A 16,322-nucleotide genomic window follows, 5' to 3' on the forward strand; every position below is an offset into this window, starting at 1 on the left:
GAAAGGAAGATTCGATGAGTACAACCATCACACCTCCTATACCTGCTCGAGCCCCCTGGCAGTTGCTCTGGAGTCACGAAGTTAAACGCGGTTTTCTACTGTCCGGAATTACCCTGCTGGGATTGGTGGGGGGCTATGCCGCTGGACACTATGAGCTGATCGGGCTACAAAATGCCCTCTGGGCACTGGCCTTTTTAGCAGGCGGGGTTCCATCGGCCATCAAGGCTACCCGCAGCCTAATTCAAGAGCGCAAACTGGACGTAGATCTGCTGATGGTGGTCGCCGCCCTGGGGGCAGCCTCAGTAGGTCAGGCGGGGGATGGCGCCATCCTGCTTTTTTTGTTCAGCCTTTCCAATGCTCTACAAAGCTGGGCCATGAACCGTACCCGACGGGCCATCGAGGCCCTCATGACCCTGCACCCCGAAGGGGCCAATGTATTACTCCCCGACGGAAGCGAGCAGTGGAAGCCATTGGATGCTCTATCGCCCGGCGACATCCTGGTCGTACGCCCAGGCGAGCGTTTCGCCGCCGATGGCCTGGTGGTGGATGGGTACACCGACGTCGACGAAAGCGCCCTTACCGGCGAAAGCGTTCCGGTAGACAAAAAACCCGGTGATCCGGTAAGAAGCGGTACCCTCAACGGACACGGGGTGGTGCGGGTGCGGGTAGAGCGTCCGGCCAGTGAAAGCACCCTGGCTAAGCTAATCAAGCTGGTCGAAAGCGCCCAGGCCAGCAAAAGCCGTACGGAGCGCTTTGCCGAGCGTTTCGAAGGCCCCTATACCATTGCGGTGCTGTTGTCGGCTCCGGTAGTTTTTGCAGTGGCTCACTTTGTGTTTGGCCTCGAGGCTGCCCAGGCCTGGTACCGCGCCATGACTTTCCTGGTTGTAGCCAGCCCTTGTGCGGTGGTCATTGCCACGCCAGCCGCGGTGCTGTCGGCTATGGCTGCCGGCGCCCGGGCCGGGGCACTATTCAAAAGCGGAGCGGCTTTGGAAGCCCTGGCCAAAGCCAACATCTTTGTCTTTGATAAAACTGGCACCCTCACCGAAGGGCGCATGAAGCTGGTGCAGGTCGTCGTGCTGCAAGGTAGCGAGGCTGAGGCCCGAGCCCTGGCCGCCGGAATTGAGCGCTATAGCGAGCACCCCATCGCCCAGGCCATCGCTCAAAGCTGGGATGGCCCTACTCCAGAGGTTAGCAAGATACAGGCCGTGCGGGGCCATGGGGTGGTTGGGGTTCTGGCCGACGGAACGCAGGTCTGGGTAGGTAACCGTCGCCTATTGGGCAGCCTCGGGATAACCCTTCCACCTCAGGTAGAACGCCGGTTGCAGGCCATGGAGCAAGAGGGCCTAACTACTGCCGTGCTGGGAAGTGACCACCAACCCATCGCTTTGCTGGGTGTGGCCGATACTGCGCGCCCAGAAGCCGCTCAAGCCATCGCCAAGCTCCGGCGGCAGGGCGCGCGGGTCATCATGCTCACCGGCGACCGCAAGGCGGTAGCCGAGCACATCGCCGCACAGGTGGGCATTTCAGAGGTTTACGCCGAGCTGCTGCCCGAGGACAAGCTCGAGCGCATCAAGCAACTCCGCCAAGAGGGCACAGTGGTAATGGTGGGTGACGGCCTTAACGATGCCCCTGCCCTCAACGCCGCCGATGTAGGGGTCTCGATGGCTGCAGGCTCCGATGTCTCGCTCGAGAGCGCCGATTTAGTGCTCATGAAAAACGACCTCAATCGCCTGGTAGGGGCCCAGCAGCTAGCCCGCGCTACCGCCCGCACGGTGTACTTCAACCTGAGCTTTGCCCTTGGTGTAATCGTTGTGGTGGGTGCTTTTGCCCTGGCCGGTCAGGTACCCCTGCCGCTGGGAGTGGTTGCCCACGAAGGCGGTACGGTTTTTGTGGTGCTGGTTGGCCTGCGCCTTCTGGCACATCGGGTAGGAAGCTAGCGGCTGGGGCGGTTGCACCATAAACAGGAATCCGGGGGTTTGGTTCCCCCGGATTTTGCGTCCCTGACTTGGTGGAGCTGAGGGGATTCGAACCCCTGACCTTCTGAATGCCATGTGGATTTTGGGGTTTTCAAGGGGTTCCACAGGGTGTCAAGAGATGCCAGCGAAACATACTCCTGGACGGCATTCACGATTATCTGGCACTCACTTATATCACCTTGGAAATCTTTGGAAAAGCAGCGCGGTTGCACCACGGTTGCACCAAGATTTGTTGCGCCATTGCAACAGTCGTGGAAGGCACTTTTGGCTCTTGGACTTTGGTGGAGAATGGTGAAATGAAACAGACTATTATGGAACCCCTAGAGGGAGCATCGTCAAATCACCACCTTTTGTGGCTCCTGTATTTTCGCCATGGCCTATTCATGGTGCACCCTGAAGCCGAAGCTGACCTACGGGGGTTGGTGGAGAGGTACAGGGCCGAACAGCCGCGTCTACTCCTCGGTAGCTGGGTTCCCCTTTTGGACTGGCAGGTGAAGTACCTGTACGGGACGCGGGAGGACGGGGGGGATGTGTGGATTTACGAAACCAATCCCTATGTTTACGAAACCGCTATGGCCTACCTGGAAGCGTGGGAAAGGGGCGGGGAACCACTCCTGGACAGGTATGGCAGCAGGCGGTATCTCAACGATGAAAACAAGTACCCGATGATTGAAGGGGTGGTGCTCGACCCCACCTGGATGCTCCCCTCTGACCTGGTGGAACTGGTCAAACTGGACAGAAAGCACAAGGCTCAACCCCCACTCACAAAGTACAAAGAGAAGAAGATTCTCGAGCGTGCCGGGGATGAGCTCCAGCGCCTTTCCAGAAGCCACAGGAAAGCGCAGCAAAAAATTGAACTGGTGCACTTCGAGTTGTTGGCGATGTACCACCACAAAGGGATGGGTTGGGTGGATATACAGACTGAGCTCAGCGACCCACGCTTTGAAGGGAGAATTGACGTGCTGGGCGAGGATGCGATTCGGAAGGCCGTAGAGCGAACCGCAAAGCTACTCAAAATCAAACTGTGATATAGCACACTACAATGGATGTCCGGTTTGGATGGTAGCCCCTGGTCTACCATCGTGGGCGTATGGAAAACGCTCATAAGAACCTACTCGGATTCCGCGACCAGAAGGCCCTTACAGGACTGGGCAACCACGCCACCCGCGCCCTTGCACGTCGGATACCCGGTGTGTACCGGGGGAAGGAAAAGCTGGTGCGGCGGGAAGACCTCGAAGCCCTGCTTACCCGCATGACCCGCGAGGGGGTGGACTTGTGGACTTTCATCCGCAAGACGCCGGTCTGGAGGCCCCATAACGAAAACCCCGCCGGGCAGGGCGGGGAGAAGTAGGGGGTCGCTGTGTTGCGCCACCAAAAGTATAGCACCCCCGAGCCGGATGTTCTGCTGGAGCGGCTCAGCAACGTTCGCCTTACCGGGCGCGATAGCTGGACTGCAACCTGCCCGGCTCACGGGACAGGCAGGAACCGAGCTCTCTCGGTCACCGTCGAGGACGAAAAGCTGCTGCTCCACTGCTTCGCCGGCTGCCCGGCTGAGGCGGTTTTGGCGGCTGTGGGTTTGGCCTGGCCTGATCTGTATGGGCGGGCTGGCCTGAGACATCGGGCCAAGTACACGAGAACCACTACAACCCCTGAGTTTAGCGGGCTAAACACCGAAAAATGGGGGCGTTGGTGGGATGCTGCCAAGCCTCACCACCCCTTGCTGGGCCGCTACCTGCAAGCCCGAGGATTGAGCATCACCCCACCCCCGACCCTGTGGCTGGCCCTCTGGGGTGAACAGCCGGTGATGTTGGCCCGGGTGGAAGGGCTGCAAGGTCTGGTGGGGATGCACCTAACTTTCCTGAAGCCGGACGGTTCGGGACGCCTTGAGAAAAAGCTAGCCGCCGGGAGTAAACCGCTGGGCGCGGCTATTAGGCTCTACCCCTTCGAGGCCGGTAAACCCCTGGCCCTAGCTGAGGGTATCGAGACCGCCCTGGCTGTCCACCAGGCCGCCGGCTGGGCGGTGTGGGCCTGTGTGAGCGCCGGTGGGCTGGCGGCTGTGGAGCTACCGGCTGGGGCCCGCGAGGTGGTGATAGCGGCTGACCACGACAAGGCCGGGCTCGAGGCTGCCCATGCTTTAGCCCGCCGCTTGCTCTCGGAAGGCCGCAAGGTGCGGCTAGCTACTCCACCCCGTGAGGGGCAGGACTGGCTCGACGTGGTGGGGGGTGTGGCATGAGCGAGCCCATCAAGCTGCTGCACGAGGCCCCCGAGGTCGAACCCAAGCAAGCCTGGCCCGAGCCGCTGCCCCTTTACCGCGACCCCGAGGCCCCCGAGGCCTTCCCCCTGGAGGCCCTGGGTAGCCTTGCCCCCGTGGTGCGTGAGACTTTGCGCATTGTGCAGGCGCCGGATGCCCTGGTAGCCGCTTCCTACCTGGCCGCCACAAGCCTGGTCGTGCAGGGCCTGGCAAACGTCGTGGTGGATGGGCGGGTGTACCCCCTGAGCCTCTACTTCCTCACCGTTGCAGAGAGCGGGGAGCGCAAGACCGCCGTAGACACCATAGCCACCGCGCCCTTGCGTGAACGACAGAAAACCCTGCACCTGACCCAGCAGGATGAGGCCACCGCCTGGGAGGGCCGGTACACCCTCTGGGAGGCCGAGCGCAAAGCCATCATCACCAGGAAAAACACCAGCCGCGCGGAGCGTGAGACCGCCTTAGAACAGCTTGGCCCGCCACCGTCTAAGCCCTGGAGCGGCATCATGCTTACCAGCGAGCCCACCTACGAGGGCCTGGTCAAACTGCTGGCCGACGGCTGGCCCTCCGTGGGGCTTGTCTCTAACGAGGGTGGCAGTTTCCTGGGGGGGCATGCCCTCAGTCAAGATCACCGGTTACGTACTCTTTCGGGGCTGAGTGAGCTCTGGGACGGTCAGGCGATTGACCGCGTGCGAGCCGGGGATGGGGCAACACTGCTCTACAACCGCCGGGCCGCTTTGCACCTGATGGCCCAGCCGGTGGTAGCCCGCAGCCTGCTGGCCGACCCGCTGGCCCAAGGTCAGGGCTTCCTGGCCCGGATGCTCGTTACGGAGCCCTCGAGTACCGCCGGAGGGCGCTGGTACGTGTCGGAGTCGGTTCTGGACACCCCCGAGTACCAGGCCTATGCCGCCCGGCTTACGCGGGCTTTCGAAATCGTGGAGCAGGTAGTACTTAACGACCCGGAGGCCCGCAAGCAAGGGCTAAGCCTGAAAAACATCCCTCTGACCCCCGAGGCCAAGAAGTTGTGGACTAACTTTTACAACCACGTCGAACGCAATCTGAATGGCGAGCTCTTGCAGATTCGCGCCTTCGCAAGCAAGTTAGCCGAGCACGCCCTGAGGCTGGCCGGGGTGCTGGCCCTGTTTGAAAACCCGGAGGCTACCAGCATCGGTAAAGATGCTATGGAGCAGGGCGTTGCGTTAGCCGAGTTTTACGGAGCCGAGTCCTTCCGGCTGGTGGGCGGCTACCGCATCCCCCGACCCCTGGCCCTGGCAGCCGAGGTCTTGAACTGGCTGTTGGAGCACTGCAAAGCAAAGAACCGCCGGGTCTTCCACCTGGCCGAGGTCTACCGGCTGGGGCCGCCCGCCGTAAGGAGCGCACGAGCCGCCCGCGAGGTCATCCGCATCCTGGAAGAACACGGCTACCTGGCCCACCGTCCGAACATCGAGGTGGATGGCAAACCCCGCAAGGATGCCTGGGAGGTGAACCCCCATGCCCTTCCCCAAGTTTGACTTCAACAGTCTTGCGAATCCTGCGAATCTGCGAAACAAAAAGGAAGAGCCTCGTCCAGAACGCCATTATTCCGATTCGCAGGTTCTGCGAAACTCCTGCGAATCCTGCGAATCGGTTGCGAAACCAGAGCCCGATTCGCAGACTTTCGCAGCTTTCGCAGCGGATTCGCAGAACAGGAAAGATGGGGTTTGTCCCGTCCAGGACAACGACAACGCCCCTAGATTCGCAGATTCGCAACTTTCGCAAGGCTCGGATGCTCGAGCCGCCCTCACCGCCCGGCTGCTCGAGGCTGGCCGGGCTTTGGGCTGGAGCGATTCCACCCTCGAGGGCTGGCAGTCCTGGGCCGCCACCGCGCCGCTGGAGACCCCGCAAGCCCGTGTTGATACTACCGAAGCCCATCTGAACCCCAGGCGCGATACCGACCCCTCGGGCTGCCCTACCCACTGGCACGGTGTGCCTGAGCTACCCCCCAAGGGCTCGAGGGTGGTTATGGTGGACGCTCAAGGCTTTGGCAACCTGTACCGCTTCAAGCACGCCGAGGCGTGGTATCTGCTCAAGTTTCTACCTCCCTTCGATGGCCGGCTGTCCCTGACCGACCCGCAAGGGGTGGTGCGGGTGCTGGGTAGCCTGGGGGAGGTTGCCACATTCCTGGCCGCACTAGAGGAGCCAGAGGGCTACCCCGACGAGGGGGAGAGGGTCGGATGAACAAATACCCTCACCTACCTGCTTTGCGACAACCGGCTGCTCGAGGTTGCCCCTGGTGTTGGGTGAGACTGCTACAGGCTGGCTGAACGTGGTGTGTTGCTGGCTATTGGATAGCCTATCGTTGGCGGTTACTCTGCACAAAGTGAGCGGTCTGAAAATGCGTACTTATCAACAAAAGTACGCATCTCCCCTTCCGTCCGACAACAACCGGCTGACACCAGGGACTGCACAATAGATTGCACAGTAGGTTGAACTCCAGGGTAGGGGGCGCCCCCCCAAACCACACACTAGTAATCAATAGCACCCTTAATCCCGCCAAGGGTTTTCTATGACCATTGTTGCACAGGTTAGGGGCATGGGGGCTCTGGTAAGCGCATGAGATTTCCCGTTTAGGCAAGGCTCCTTTAGGAGGTCTTTCGCTCAAATGAGTCTCTCAACGTCCATTCGAGAAAATGTGGCAGTTCACGAGCGGAGCACCATCCTAAGCCTGGGGCTAGTTTCTGTAACGGTCAGCCCCCATCAAGCTGGGCGGGTGAACCGCAAGGTAATACCAAATGCGGTTAGTAGCAAGCCGCAAATTACCAGCACCCCTACGATTCGCAAGGCTGCTGCGGGGTAGTCTGGGGAGCAAACCCTCTGCAACCTAGACTTCCAAACACGGTTCTGCTTGTCGAGCTCAGTTTTTACGAGACGGTGTTGTCCTCGAATCATCTCATAGGCTTGGTCAATCTTAGCCTCCTTCTCGTTCAAAGCTTCCCACCAGAACACTTCAGAGTTCGCGCTAGTTCCAATAGGTTCAAGAGCTTCCGCAAGTTGCTGGACGACTTGTCTCACTTCTGGGCGCAACGACTCCAAAAACTTCGATGATAAGCGGTACCTAGGTATAGCAGGGAGGTCGTCCATGCCCAGGCCGCGTAGATGGCCCAACCCAATTTCGTCGGCCACTACTGCCCAGGTCGGCTCTCGCCTCAGTTCCGCACTGCAGGCCACGCCGGCCGCTGTAAAGGGGCGTGTATCGAGAGGGGGGATTATCACTATATACCCCACCATTCCAGCCGCGGTAAGCAAGCAGATGACCTGAAGCAGCTTTACTGCCAGAATCCAATAAGCTGTCACACGCCTACCGCCTCCTTTTTCTCATACTACCAGAAGGATTGGTGCTTTTTGCCTCGCCCGCCACAAGCATGTTCAGCAGGCTAAAGCTTAATAAAGCGTAAATAATCACAATAGATTTCGATATTATACAACGTGAATCACGTTGTATAATAGACACATGAAGGGAAAAAACCTAAGGAAAGACCGGCTACCTAAGCCTGTAAGGTTGGAACTTTTGGGGGTGCAGGAACTTCAAGCGGGTGAGGTGACGCGCACGGTGCGGGTGCGCGGTCAAAAAGCCATCATTGAGGAGTTTGCCAGACTTACACCCATTGAGCGGGGTCAGGTAATAGAGCGGGGAATGAAGGCCACTGGGGTTTAGCGGGCTAAACAAGATTGGTGAGGTGCTATCATGCCGAAAAAATCCAGCAAGCGGGCAAATGGTCACGGCAGCAAGCCGGTACAACGGGGGAATTCCTACACGATGCAGGTTACGCTAGGCCGACGCAGGGACGGTAAACTTGACCGCCGCAGGGTCACGGCCTCCACCCGAGAGGAGGTTGAGCAGAAGGCCCGCGAGCTTCAGGTGCTCTACACCAAGGGCATGATAGCTGAGCCCGACTCCGTGACCTTCAAGGAGCGGGGTGAGCTTTGGCTCAGGCGGAAGGCCCGCACGGCCCGGCCCAAGACCCTGGAGGGCTATGGCTGGCTGCTAAGGCGGTACGTGTATGCCCACCTGGGGGAGCGTAAGGTACAGGCTTTGAGGCCTCCGCACATCCGGGGGTTCTACGAGTCCCTGCTGGAGTCGGGGATGTCGTCGGAGACCTTTCGGCAGGTGCGTTATCTGGTACGGGCCATTTTGGAGGATGCCCTGGCGGACGAGGTTGTAGCCCGCAACGTGGCCCACGGGGTGCGGGTGGAGTTACCCAAGACCCAGCGTACCGGCCAGTCCTGGAGCCCCTTAGAATCTACAAACCACCTTACCCAAATCAGGCACTGCAGTTATGTTTAGAGCATGAACCGCCGTGCTTACCCATCGGACGTCCGTGATGAGGAATGGGCTCTGGTGCTGCCCTATTTGACCCTCGCCCCGCTGGAAGCACCCCAGCGCAAGTACGACCTGCGCGAAGTGTTCAACGCCCTGCGCTGGATGGTTCGAACCGGTGCTCAGTGGGACTACCTGCCCCACGACTTCCCACCCCCCCATATCGTTCAGGCGCAAGCCTACCGCTGGATGAACCGGGGGGTCTTCGAAGACCTGGTACACGACCTGCGCATGACCCTGCGAATGCTCCAGGGCAAAGCCGCCCATCCCAGCGCTGCCATCTACGATGCTCGCACCCTACAGTCCACCCCGCAAAGTGGGGAGCGGGCCGGATACGATGGGTACAAACGACGCAAGGGAAGCAAAGTTCACCTGGCGGTAGATACCCTGGGGCATCTGCTGGCCCTGGTAGTAACGGCGGCCAGTGAACAGGAACGGGCCCAGGTGGGAGCCCTCAGTCAACAGGTGCAGGAAGTGACGGGGGAGCAGGTGGAAGTGGCCTTTGTGGATCAGGGTTACACTGGGGAGGAAGCGGCACAAGCGGCAGAGGCGGAAGGCATCGCCCTGTGTGTGGTCAAGGTGGAAGGGGCCAAACGAGGATTCGTGCTGCTGCCGAAGCGTTGGGTGGTGGAACGTTCGTTTGCCTGGACATCCCGGTTTCGCAGGCTGGCGCGAGACTATGAGCGGCTGGCTGAGACCTTGCGAGGTTGGCACTGGTTGGCTTTTTCGATTCTGATGACAGCGAAAACTGTGGAGCTTTTACGAACAGCTAGTTAGCAGGCTCTAGAGGTTAGGGCTTTTTTACAGGCTGCCACAAACGAAAGGCTGTACCCTCTGTTTTACTTGATGCTCACCCTGGGCCTCAGGCGGGGCGAGGTGCTGGGGCTACGCTGGGTGGACGTGAACCTCGAGGGGTCTACTTTGCGGGTATCGCAAACGCTTACCCTGGTGGGTGGAAAGCCCCACTTCGGGCAACCCAAGACTGAAAGCTCTCGCCGGGTGCTTGACCTCCCCCCCGACGTGCGGGAGGTGTTGTCCGACTGGAGAGCACAACAGCGGGGTGAGCGGGAGATAGCTGGGGCAGACTGGGAAGACAGCGGCCTGGTGTTCACCACCGCCCTGGGCGGCTACCTCCACCCCGACAACCTAAAGCGGGTGCTCCACCGGGTGGCAAAGCGGGCAGGGGTCAAACCCGTGCGGATTCACGACCTGCGTCATACCTATGCTTCCCTGGCTATCAGCAATGGGGTTCCGGCGGAGGTGGCCTCAGAGAAGCTGGGCCATACCCAGGTGGCCTTTACGCTAAAACAGTACAGGCACGTTCTGGAACACGAGCACAAGGGGTATGCCCTTCCCCTTACCGACCTGCTCAGGGAGCGAAATATCCCCAAGGCTTAGGGGCGGTTGCACCACGGTTGCACCATAAACAGCAATCCGGGGGTCTGGTTCCCCCGGATTTTGCGTCCCTGACTTGGTGGAGCTGAGGGGATTCGAACCCCTGACCTTCTGAATGCCATTCAGACGCGCTCCCAACTGCGCCACAGCCCCGCAAACAGCAATGGAAAGTATAGGGGGCAGGCGCAAACTAGTCAAGCCTTTGCCGGATAGGGCTTTGCAAAAAAGCTGGCAGTGCTCTCCAGTCCCTGGGTTTGATGGCAGATCGCTTCGGTACGAATGACATACAAATACATTGGTAAGATACATGCGCTATGGCAGACAACACGCGGGCTTTGATGGAAGAGCTTTTGGCCGAGATGGAGGAGCGGCGCAAACGTATCGCCGCCGGTGGAGGGCCAGAGCGAATCAAAAAACAGCATGAAGCGGGTAAGCTGACCGCCCGTGAGCGTATCGAATACCTGCTCGACCCGGACACTTTTGTTGAGCTACAGCCCTTCGCCGAGCACCCCGAAAGTGAGCTGATGCGCGGAATCCAGGCCCCTGCCGATGGGGTGGTTACCGGCTATGGTCAGATTGGAGGCCGCACGGTTTTCGTTTTTAGCCAGGACTTTACCGTGCTGGGCGGGAGTCTGGGCAAAACCCACGGGCAAAAAATCGCCCGCCTCATGGATATGGCCGCCAAGGTGGGCGCCCCCATCATCGGTCTCAACGACTCGGCAGGGGCACGCATCCAGGAGGGTGTAGACAGCCTCTCGGGCTATGGCGAGGTGTTCTACCGCAACGCCATCTACTCGGGCGTGGTACCGCAAATCTCGGCTATTCTCGGCCCCTGTGCCGGGGGGGCCGTATACAGCCCGGCCATCACCGACTTTGTACTGATGAGCAAGGGCAGTAGCTACATGTTCATCACCGGGCCGGAGGTGATCAAGAGTGTGACCCGCGAAGAGGTGACCTTCGAACAACTAGGAGGCTCGGAGATTCACACTACCAGGTCGGGCGTAGCCCACCTCGAGTGCGAGGGCGACCAGGGGGTGCTGGACACCATCAAAAAACTCCTGGTGTACCTGCCGCAAAACGCCAGAGAAAAACCCCCGCTACGGGAAAACAACGACCCCAAGCAGCGCAAAACCCCCGAGCTTCTGGATATGGTGCATCCCGACCCCCGCCGCCCCTACAACATGCACCAGATCATCGAGACCATCGTGGACGAAGGGGTGTTTTTGGAGCTGCACCCCCAGTTCGCCAGAAACATCATCGTGGGGTTTGCCCACCTGGGGGGTCAGAGTGTGGGGATTGTCGCCAACAACCCCCGCTTCATGGCCGGCGCGCTGGACATCAACGCCTCGGACAAGGCGGCCCGTTTTATTCGCACCTGCGATAGTTTCAATATTCCCATCCTGACCCTGGTGGACGTCACCGGCTTTCTGCCGGGGGTGGCCCAGGAACACCAGGGCATCATCCGCCATGGGGCCAAGATGCTCTACGCCTACGCCGAGGCTACCGTGCCCAAGATCACCCTGATTACCCGCAAGAGCTATGGCGGGGCTTACCTGGCCATGAACTCCCGCGACATGGGGGCCGATGTGGTGCTGGCCTGGCCCACCGGGGCGGTGGCGGTGATGGGGGCAGAGGGGGCCGCCAACATCATCTACCGCAAGGAAATCCAGTCCTCACCCGACCCCGCAGCGACACGACAGGCCAAAATTGCCGAGTACAAGAAAGCCTTCGACAACCCCTACGTGGCGGCCAGCCGGGGCTATATTGACGATGTGATTGACCCCGCCGAGACCCGCCGGCTCCTGATACGGCACCTCGAGATGCTCTCCGGTAAGCAAGAGCAGCGGCCCTACAAGAAGCACGGGAACATCCCGCTGTAGCCCTACCTCGAGCGCTGCATCCGCCCCTGGGGGCGGCCCGACAGAACCTGGTCGAAGCTGCTACGGGCACGGGCCTTCATGGCCTCGATGGCAGCCCAGTTGGGCTGGCGCTGGGTGAGCACCGCCGAGGCCAGCAGATCGGGGTCGCCGGGCATATCTACGTACACGGCCCCGGCGTCGCGGCAGAAGCCGGCCACCTTGGGGTCGTAGGCGATGCCGGCAAAGGGTGTTCCGGCCGCCGCCGCCAGGATGGCCCCGTGCAGGCGCACCGAGATCACGTAGCCAGCCTGGGCCAGCAGGTAGCTCACCCGGCGCGGGTCCCAGGCCAGCTCGCGGGTGAAGCTGCTGAACTTTTCCAGCACCGGTTCGTCGAAGCCCGGTTGCAGGGCCAGAACCACCACCTCGAGGCCCTCCACCCGCAGCCGGTCGGCCAGCTTGTGCAGGTTGGCGTTGGCCTCCTCGGTGCCGTACTTGGGCACCAGCACCACCATGTTGGGCTCCCGCTCCACCGGAGGCACCGGGAGCAGCAGGGCCGGGTCGGCCCCCAGGTGCACCTCCAGATCCAGGCTACGCCCGTACTCGAGCGAGCCCTCATCGCGAAAGTAACAGGGCACCCCGCGCAAGGCCCGCCGCACCCGTCCTTCACCGCGCTTACTCAGGGGGCCCAGGGACTGGTTGAACACGTACACCGCTTTGCCCCGCCGCCGGGCCAGGCCCATCACGGTCAGGTAGTACCACAGGCTCAGGCCAGAGGTTTTGTCCTGCAACAGACCCCCGCCGCCCGATAAAAGCAGGTCGATCTGGCCCAGGGCCTTCCAGACCTCGAGGGGATGGGTGCGTTTGACGGCTTCCACCCCATAGCGCTGCGCGGTTTCGGCGGGGTTGTTGGAAAACACCACAGCCTGGTGCCCACGGGCCCGCACCTCTTGCACGATGGCCTCGAGGATGGCCTCGTCGCCCGCATTCTGAAAGCCGTAATAGCCGCTAACCCCGACGCGCATAAACCCTCCTTTCCATCTTGGCATGGCCGGGCATTAGATGCTTCTACCTGAGCCACCATTCGCGCAGGCGGCGGAAGACCCAGACCCCCACCAGGCCCAGCAACAGGCCGATGAGAATTCCATTCAACACCCGGAAAAAAGAGATGCTCAAAGGGGTATGGTAGTGGGAAAAAGTGTTCAGTATGGAACCCATACCCACCGCCACCAGCACCAGCAACGCATTCCTCATCCAGGTCGGCCAGGGCAGCAGCAGGGCCATGGGGGCCAGGGCATGGGCAAAAATCTCTTTGAAACGAGGGCGTACCATTACGTCCTGCAAAAAGGCCCTGAGCTGCAATTCCCATTCCGGCACGATGGAGGGGGCAGCGTCGTTGCCGCGCCGCAAGACGGCCAGGGCCACCACCGCCAGCCCCACCAGGACGATCGCGACCTCGCCAAGTTTGAACTGATAGTTATATAAGAAGTTGAGGGCCGGCTTGTAGTCGGTGGGCAAGAACGAGAGGGCCACCAAGAGGGGCGGCACCACCAGCGTAAGCGATACCCCCCGGAAAGGATCCAGGCCCAGCACGCTCTGGGGGGTGCTGCCCAGCGCAGCCAGAAAGACCACCCCGGCCAGCGAGTAGAGAACCGCGGCCAGCCACAGGCGCAAACCGGACAGTTGGCGCTCGAGAAAACCCAGGGCCGGGAACACCATCGCCGCCAGCAAGGGCGCCGCATCCCCGCGGGCCACCCCCAGGGCAAAGAGCACCAGCAGCACGGCTACCGGAATGCCAAAGGGCGGCGGCAGCCCAATGGCTAGCAGCGCCAACCCCGCCGCGATGCCCAGCAGGGCCACATAGCGCAGCGGCGAAGGGGCAAAGTCGCGGGCCGTGGGCTCGCCGATAGGAACGCCCGAACGCTCCAGGTCGCGCTTTAGGATGGTCAGGAATTGCTGGGTGTCGCCAGGCTGCCGGTAGGGCCGCAGGTAGAGCAACTGGTGGCCGCGCTCGCGGGCCGCCAGCACGAACTTGTCGGCGGTCTCGGCAGGGGTGAGCTTGTCCTGCCATTCCGGGCGGATGCTAAAAAGCCGCTTGACCGGCAGGGTTCGGGCGAGCTGGGCAAAGCCCCGCTGGGGGGTACCCTCGATCCAGGCGATCGGTTTGCCCTCCAGACCGGCTGCGACGGTCTCGAGGTTGTCCTTGTACCCCAGCACATCCAGCCCCGCAAACACCACCACATCGGCCTCGGGGGGAATCAGTTCTACATCGTACGTGCGGTAGGGGTGGTCGAAGGGCCGGGCCGCGATGTAAAAGCCCTGGGCCTTGAGTTCGCGGGCCAGGGCCCGGTCGTAGCCCGCGGGGAAAAAGTCTACGTTAACCGGGGTGGCCAGCCAGGTCTGGGTTCCGATCAAAACTTTCTCGCTGGGAATGTTCCAGCGGGCCACCATAGCCTCCAGGAGTGCCTGGGGGCCGGTCAGGTAAAACCATCCTGGCTTGATCTGGGCATTGGGATAGACCAGTTGCAGCGTGTTGGCCGGGTGGTAGGTCAGAAGCCCCCGGCTCACCCAGTTGCGCACCGACTGCTCGTAGAGCGCCACCCCCCCTACCCCCAAAGCCCGGTACTCTTGCATCACCTGCAGGAAGGTTCTGCCGGTAAAGCGGGCCTGATCGGCCACTTCTTCGCCGTCCATGATCAGCACCACCGGCCCAGGGCGCTCGGCCTGCATCCGGGGCCAGAGCGCAGGCAGGCTCAGCACGGCCGCCAGCAGTACCGTTATTCGTAAAAGGCTACCCAGCTTCACAGTCACCCTCCCTGCCCCACTTTCCTGTCCTGCACCAGGCTGCGCACCCGCGCGGTGAGCATGGCCAGGGCTTCCTGGTTATGCCCCCCGTGGGGAATGATTACATCGGCATAGCGTTTGGACGGTTCCACAAAGGACAGATGCATGGGACGAACCTGTTCTAGGTACTGCTCGATTACGCTCTCGGCGGTGCGCCCGCGCTCGGCAATATCGCGCTGCAAACGCCGGATGAAGCGCACATCGGCATCGGCGTCCACGAAAACCTTGAGGTTCATCTGGGCCCGAAGGGTAGCGTCCACCAGCAGCATGATGCCCTCGAGCACCACCACCGGGGCCGGCTTTACCAGTATGGTTTCGCGGGAGCGCGTGTACTCCCTGAACGAGTAGACCGGAACCGCCACCGGCTGGCCCGCCACAATCTGACGGATGTGCGTAAGGTAGAGCTCGAGGTCGAAGGCATCGGGGTGGTCGTAGCTTTGTTTAAGGCGCTCCTCAAAAGGCAGATGCGCGTTGTCTTTGTAGTAGTTGTCCATCGGCAATAAGGCCACGTGCTCCGGCCCTACCGCTTTCATCACCGCCTCGGTTACGGTGGTTTTTCCGCTACCGGTTCCACCGGCAATTCCAATCACAAAAGCCCGACTCACAAAGCCAATCATACGCTCTGGGGCCGGGCCTGGGTAGGCTCGAGCGGCCAGGACTTTTGCAATTTCGGAGATTTGTTAGAGTATACGGCGGAATGGTGGTAATCACCGGAGAGATTTTCGTTGAGCTCACAGGTCGCAACACCTCATCAAAAGCTACGCTCTCATACAACGGGGCGCTGGGGGGAGCGGCCCTCCACACCGCCACCATTCTGGCCCGCCTCGGGATGCCCACGCGGTTTGTGGGCGAGCTTGGACAGGATTTTTTGGGTGACTGGGCCCTGGCCCGTATTGCCGAGTACAAGATCGAAACCCGCTTTATCCAGCAGCTCCCGCAGGTAACCACCCCTCTGAGCCTGGCCGAGATAGGCCCCGAAGGTGGGGTGCAGTTCAGCTTCTACCGGGCCTTTGGCGATACCCAGTTTCGTTCGGATAGCGCAGCTATGGCCCGGGCTAAGTGGTTCCACTTTGGCTCCCTCTCGGCCTTTGCCCCCCGCAACGTCCCAGGCATCGAAAGCCTGCTCGAAATTGCCCGCGACTACGATGTGCTGGTCAGCTTCGACCCCAATCTGCACGCAAGCCCCGATGAAGCCTACTGGGAGCAATTGCTGCGCTATATGCCCTATATTTCGGTGCTGAAGGCCAGCCTGAATGATGCCCGGTACTTATTCCCCAAGGCCCCAAACGACCCCCAGGTCTTGCTCGAGCACCTGGTCGAGCTGGGCGCGCCAATCACAATCCTGACCCTGGGCGCTGCCGGGGCCATAGGCGCTTTCCGTACCCGAATGATGCGGGTTCCAGGGGTCAAGGTAGCGGTATTAGACACCATTGGAGCCGGGGATGCTTTCACAGCTGGCCTGATCTACGGGATGATGAAGCAAGAGATAGGCTCGAGGATGGAGCTACTCACCTGGGATGGAACCCAGCTCCCGGTTATCCTGGCCTCCTCCTGCCACCTGGCCGCCATCACCTGCACGGTGGAGGGAGCCAGCCCGCCCGAACAACCGTTACACGCCTGGTGGGAGCGGTTCGGCTAACACCTCC

14 protein-coding genes, 2 tRNA genes and 1 pseudogene are annotated in these 16,322 nt (G+C 61.1%); 12 read left to right on the forward strand and 5 right to left on the reverse strand.

Features of this window, described 5'->3' with window-relative positions; all coding sequences use genetic code 11:
• The first annotated feature begins 14 nt into the window (after positions 1-14).
• Positions 15-1,937 (forward strand): cation-translocating P-type ATPase, encoded by a 1,923-nt coding sequence (locus tag Q0X18_RS09560; RefSeq protein WP_297561558.1) that lies wholly within the window; start codon positions 15-17, stop codon positions 1,935-1,937.
• A gap of 69 nt (positions 1,938-2,006) precedes the next feature.
• Here Q0X18_RS09560 and Q0X18_RS09565 read toward each other — a convergent pair.
• Positions 2,007-2,114: transfer RNA gene (locus Q0X18_RS09565), tRNA-OTHER, on the reverse strand.
• 143 nt (positions 2,115-2,257) lie between these two features.
• Here Q0X18_RS09565 and Q0X18_RS09570 point away from each other — a divergent pair.
• The 9 genes and pseudogenes from Q0X18_RS09570 to Q0X18_RS09610 form a co-directional block, all read left to right on the forward strand.
• A complete protein-coding gene (locus Q0X18_RS09570; protein ID WP_297561560.1) occupies positions 2,258-3,004 on the forward strand; it encodes a hypothetical protein in 747 nt (248 codons plus the stop codon).
• A gap of 62 nt (positions 3,005-3,066) precedes the next feature.
• Positions 3,067-3,327 carry a hypothetical protein gene (locus tag Q0X18_RS09575; RefSeq protein WP_297561563.1) on the forward strand — a complete coding sequence of 87 codons (261 nt, stop codon included), beginning with the start codon at positions 3,067-3,069 and terminating at the stop codon, positions 3,325-3,327.
• Between the two features lie 9 nt (positions 3,328-3,336).
• Positions 3,337-4,209, forward strand: coding sequence for a toprim domain-containing protein (locus Q0X18_RS09580; RefSeq protein ID WP_297561565.1), 873 nt, complete (start codon positions 3,337-3,339; stop codon positions 4,207-4,209).
• Entirely contained in the window at positions 4,206-5,735 is a 1,530-nt protein-coding gene (locus tag Q0X18_RS09585; RefSeq protein ID WP_297561573.1) for a YfjI family protein, read from the forward strand. Before Q0X18_RS09580 ends, Q0X18_RS09585 begins: the two co-directional genes overlap by 4 nt.
• A 301-nt stretch (positions 5,736-6,036) precedes the next feature.
• On the forward strand, positions 6,037-6,441 hold the full coding sequence (locus Q0X18_RS09590) for a hypothetical protein (protein ID WP_297561575.1): 405 nt from the start codon (positions 6,037-6,039) through the stop codon (positions 6,439-6,441).
• Positions 6,442-7,714: 1,273 nt separating this feature from the next.
• Positions 7,715-7,918: a hypothetical protein gene (locus Q0X18_RS09595; RefSeq protein ID WP_297561577.1), complete on the forward strand. Its 204-nt coding sequence runs from the start codon at positions 7,715-7,717 to the stop codon at positions 7,916-7,918.
• A gap of 102 nt (positions 7,919-8,020) precedes the next feature.
• The gene (locus tag Q0X18_RS09600) at positions 8,021-8,548 is read left to right on the forward strand and encodes a hypothetical protein (RefSeq protein WP_297561578.1); all 528 of its coding nucleotides are present in this window, start codon (positions 8,021-8,023) and stop codon (positions 8,546-8,548) included.
• Between the two features lie 3 nt (positions 8,549-8,551).
• Positions 8,552-9,358: an IS5 family transposase gene (locus tag Q0X18_RS09605; RefSeq protein WP_119342530.1), complete on the forward strand. Its 807-nt coding sequence runs from the start codon at positions 8,552-8,554 to the stop codon at positions 9,356-9,358.
• A 21-nt stretch (positions 9,359-9,379) separates the two neighbouring features.
• Positions 9,380-9,979, forward strand: a pseudogene (locus tag Q0X18_RS09610) (site-specific integrase); the annotation flags it as partial.
• A gap of 74 nt (positions 9,980-10,053) precedes the next feature.
• Here Q0X18_RS09610 and Q0X18_RS09615 read toward each other — a convergent pair.
• Positions 10,054-10,129 (reverse strand) — tRNA-Ala (locus Q0X18_RS09615).
• A gap of 161 nt (positions 10,130-10,290) precedes the next feature.
• On the opposite strand from Q0X18_RS09615, the gene Q0X18_RS09620 reads away from it, so the two are divergent.
• Positions 10,291-11,856: an acyl-CoA carboxylase subunit beta gene (locus Q0X18_RS09620; protein WP_297561581.1), complete on the forward strand. Its 1,566-nt coding sequence runs from the start codon at positions 10,291-10,293 to the stop codon at positions 11,854-11,856.
• 2 nt (positions 11,857-11,858) lie between these two features.
• Here the strand turns inward: Q0X18_RS09620 and csaB are convergent, their stop codons facing one another.
• The 3 genes from csaB to udk are packed head-to-tail and all read right to left on the reverse strand — an operon-like array spanning position 11,859 to position 15,293.
• Positions 11,859-12,857, reverse strand: a complete 999-nt coding sequence (gene csaB, locus Q0X18_RS09625; RefSeq protein WP_297561583.1) for a polysaccharide pyruvyl transferase CsaB — start codon at positions 12,855-12,857, stop codon at positions 11,859-11,861.
• Between the two features lie 43 nt (positions 12,858-12,900).
• Entirely contained in the window at positions 12,901-14,631 is a 1,731-nt protein-coding gene (locus tag Q0X18_RS09630; RefSeq protein ID WP_297563063.1) for a DUF5693 family protein, read from the reverse strand.
• An 8-nt stretch (positions 14,632-14,639) separates the two neighbouring features.
• Positions 14,640-15,293, reverse strand: a complete 654-nt coding sequence (gene udk, locus Q0X18_RS09635; protein WP_297561585.1) for a uridine kinase — start codon at positions 15,291-15,293, stop codon at positions 14,640-14,642.
• A gap of 80 nt (positions 15,294-15,373) precedes the next feature.
• Between udk and Q0X18_RS09640 the strand changes: the two genes are divergently transcribed.
• Positions 15,374-16,315 carry a carbohydrate kinase family protein gene (locus Q0X18_RS09640; RefSeq protein ID WP_297561587.1) on the forward strand — a complete coding sequence of 314 codons (942 nt, stop codon included), beginning with the start codon at positions 15,374-15,376 and terminating at the stop codon, positions 16,313-16,315.
• The last annotated feature ends 7 nt before the right edge of the window (positions 16,316-16,322 follow it).

Origin of the sequence: Meiothermus sp., from assembly GCF_026004075.1 — a bacterium.
Lineage (GTDB): Bacteria > Deinococcota > Deinococci > Deinococcales > Thermaceae > Meiothermus.

Coding starts and splice junctions, on each gene's coding strand:
- Q0X18_RS09600 (WP_297561578.1), top strand. CDS start 8,021: ATGCAGGTTACGCTAGGCCGACGCAGGGACGGTAAACTTGACCGCCGC.
- Q0X18_RS09620 (WP_297561581.1), top strand. CDS start 10,291: ATGGCAGACAACACGCGGGCTTTGATGGAAGAGCTTTTGGCCGAGATG.
- udk (WP_297561585.1), bottom strand. CDS start 15,293: ATGATTGGCTTTGTGAGTCGGGCTTTTGTGATTGGAATTGCCGGTGGA.
- Q0X18_RS09595 (WP_297561577.1), top strand. CDS start 7,715: ATGAAGGGAAAAAACCTAAGGAAAGACCGGCTACCTAAGCCTGTAAGG.
- Q0X18_RS09585 (WP_297561573.1), top strand. CDS start 4,206: ATGAGCGAGCCCATCAAGCTGCTGCACGAGGCCCCCGAGGTCGAACCC.
- Q0X18_RS09560 (WP_297561558.1), top strand. CDS start 15: ATGAGTACAACCATCACACCTCCTATACCTGCTCGAGCCCCCTGGCAG.
- Q0X18_RS09575 (WP_297561563.1), top strand. CDS start 3,067: ATGGAAAACGCTCATAAGAACCTACTCGGATTCCGCGACCAGAAGGCC.
- Q0X18_RS09640 (WP_297561587.1), top strand. CDS start 15,374: ATGGTGGTAATCACCGGAGAGATTTTCGTTGAGCTCACAGGTCGCAAC.
- Q0X18_RS09605 (WP_119342530.1), top strand. CDS start 8,552: ATGAACCGCCGTGCTTACCCATCGGACGTCCGTGATGAGGAATGGGCT.
- csaB (WP_297561583.1), bottom strand. CDS start 12,857: ATGCGCGTCGGGGTTAGCGGCTATTACGGCTTTCAGAATGCGGGCGAC.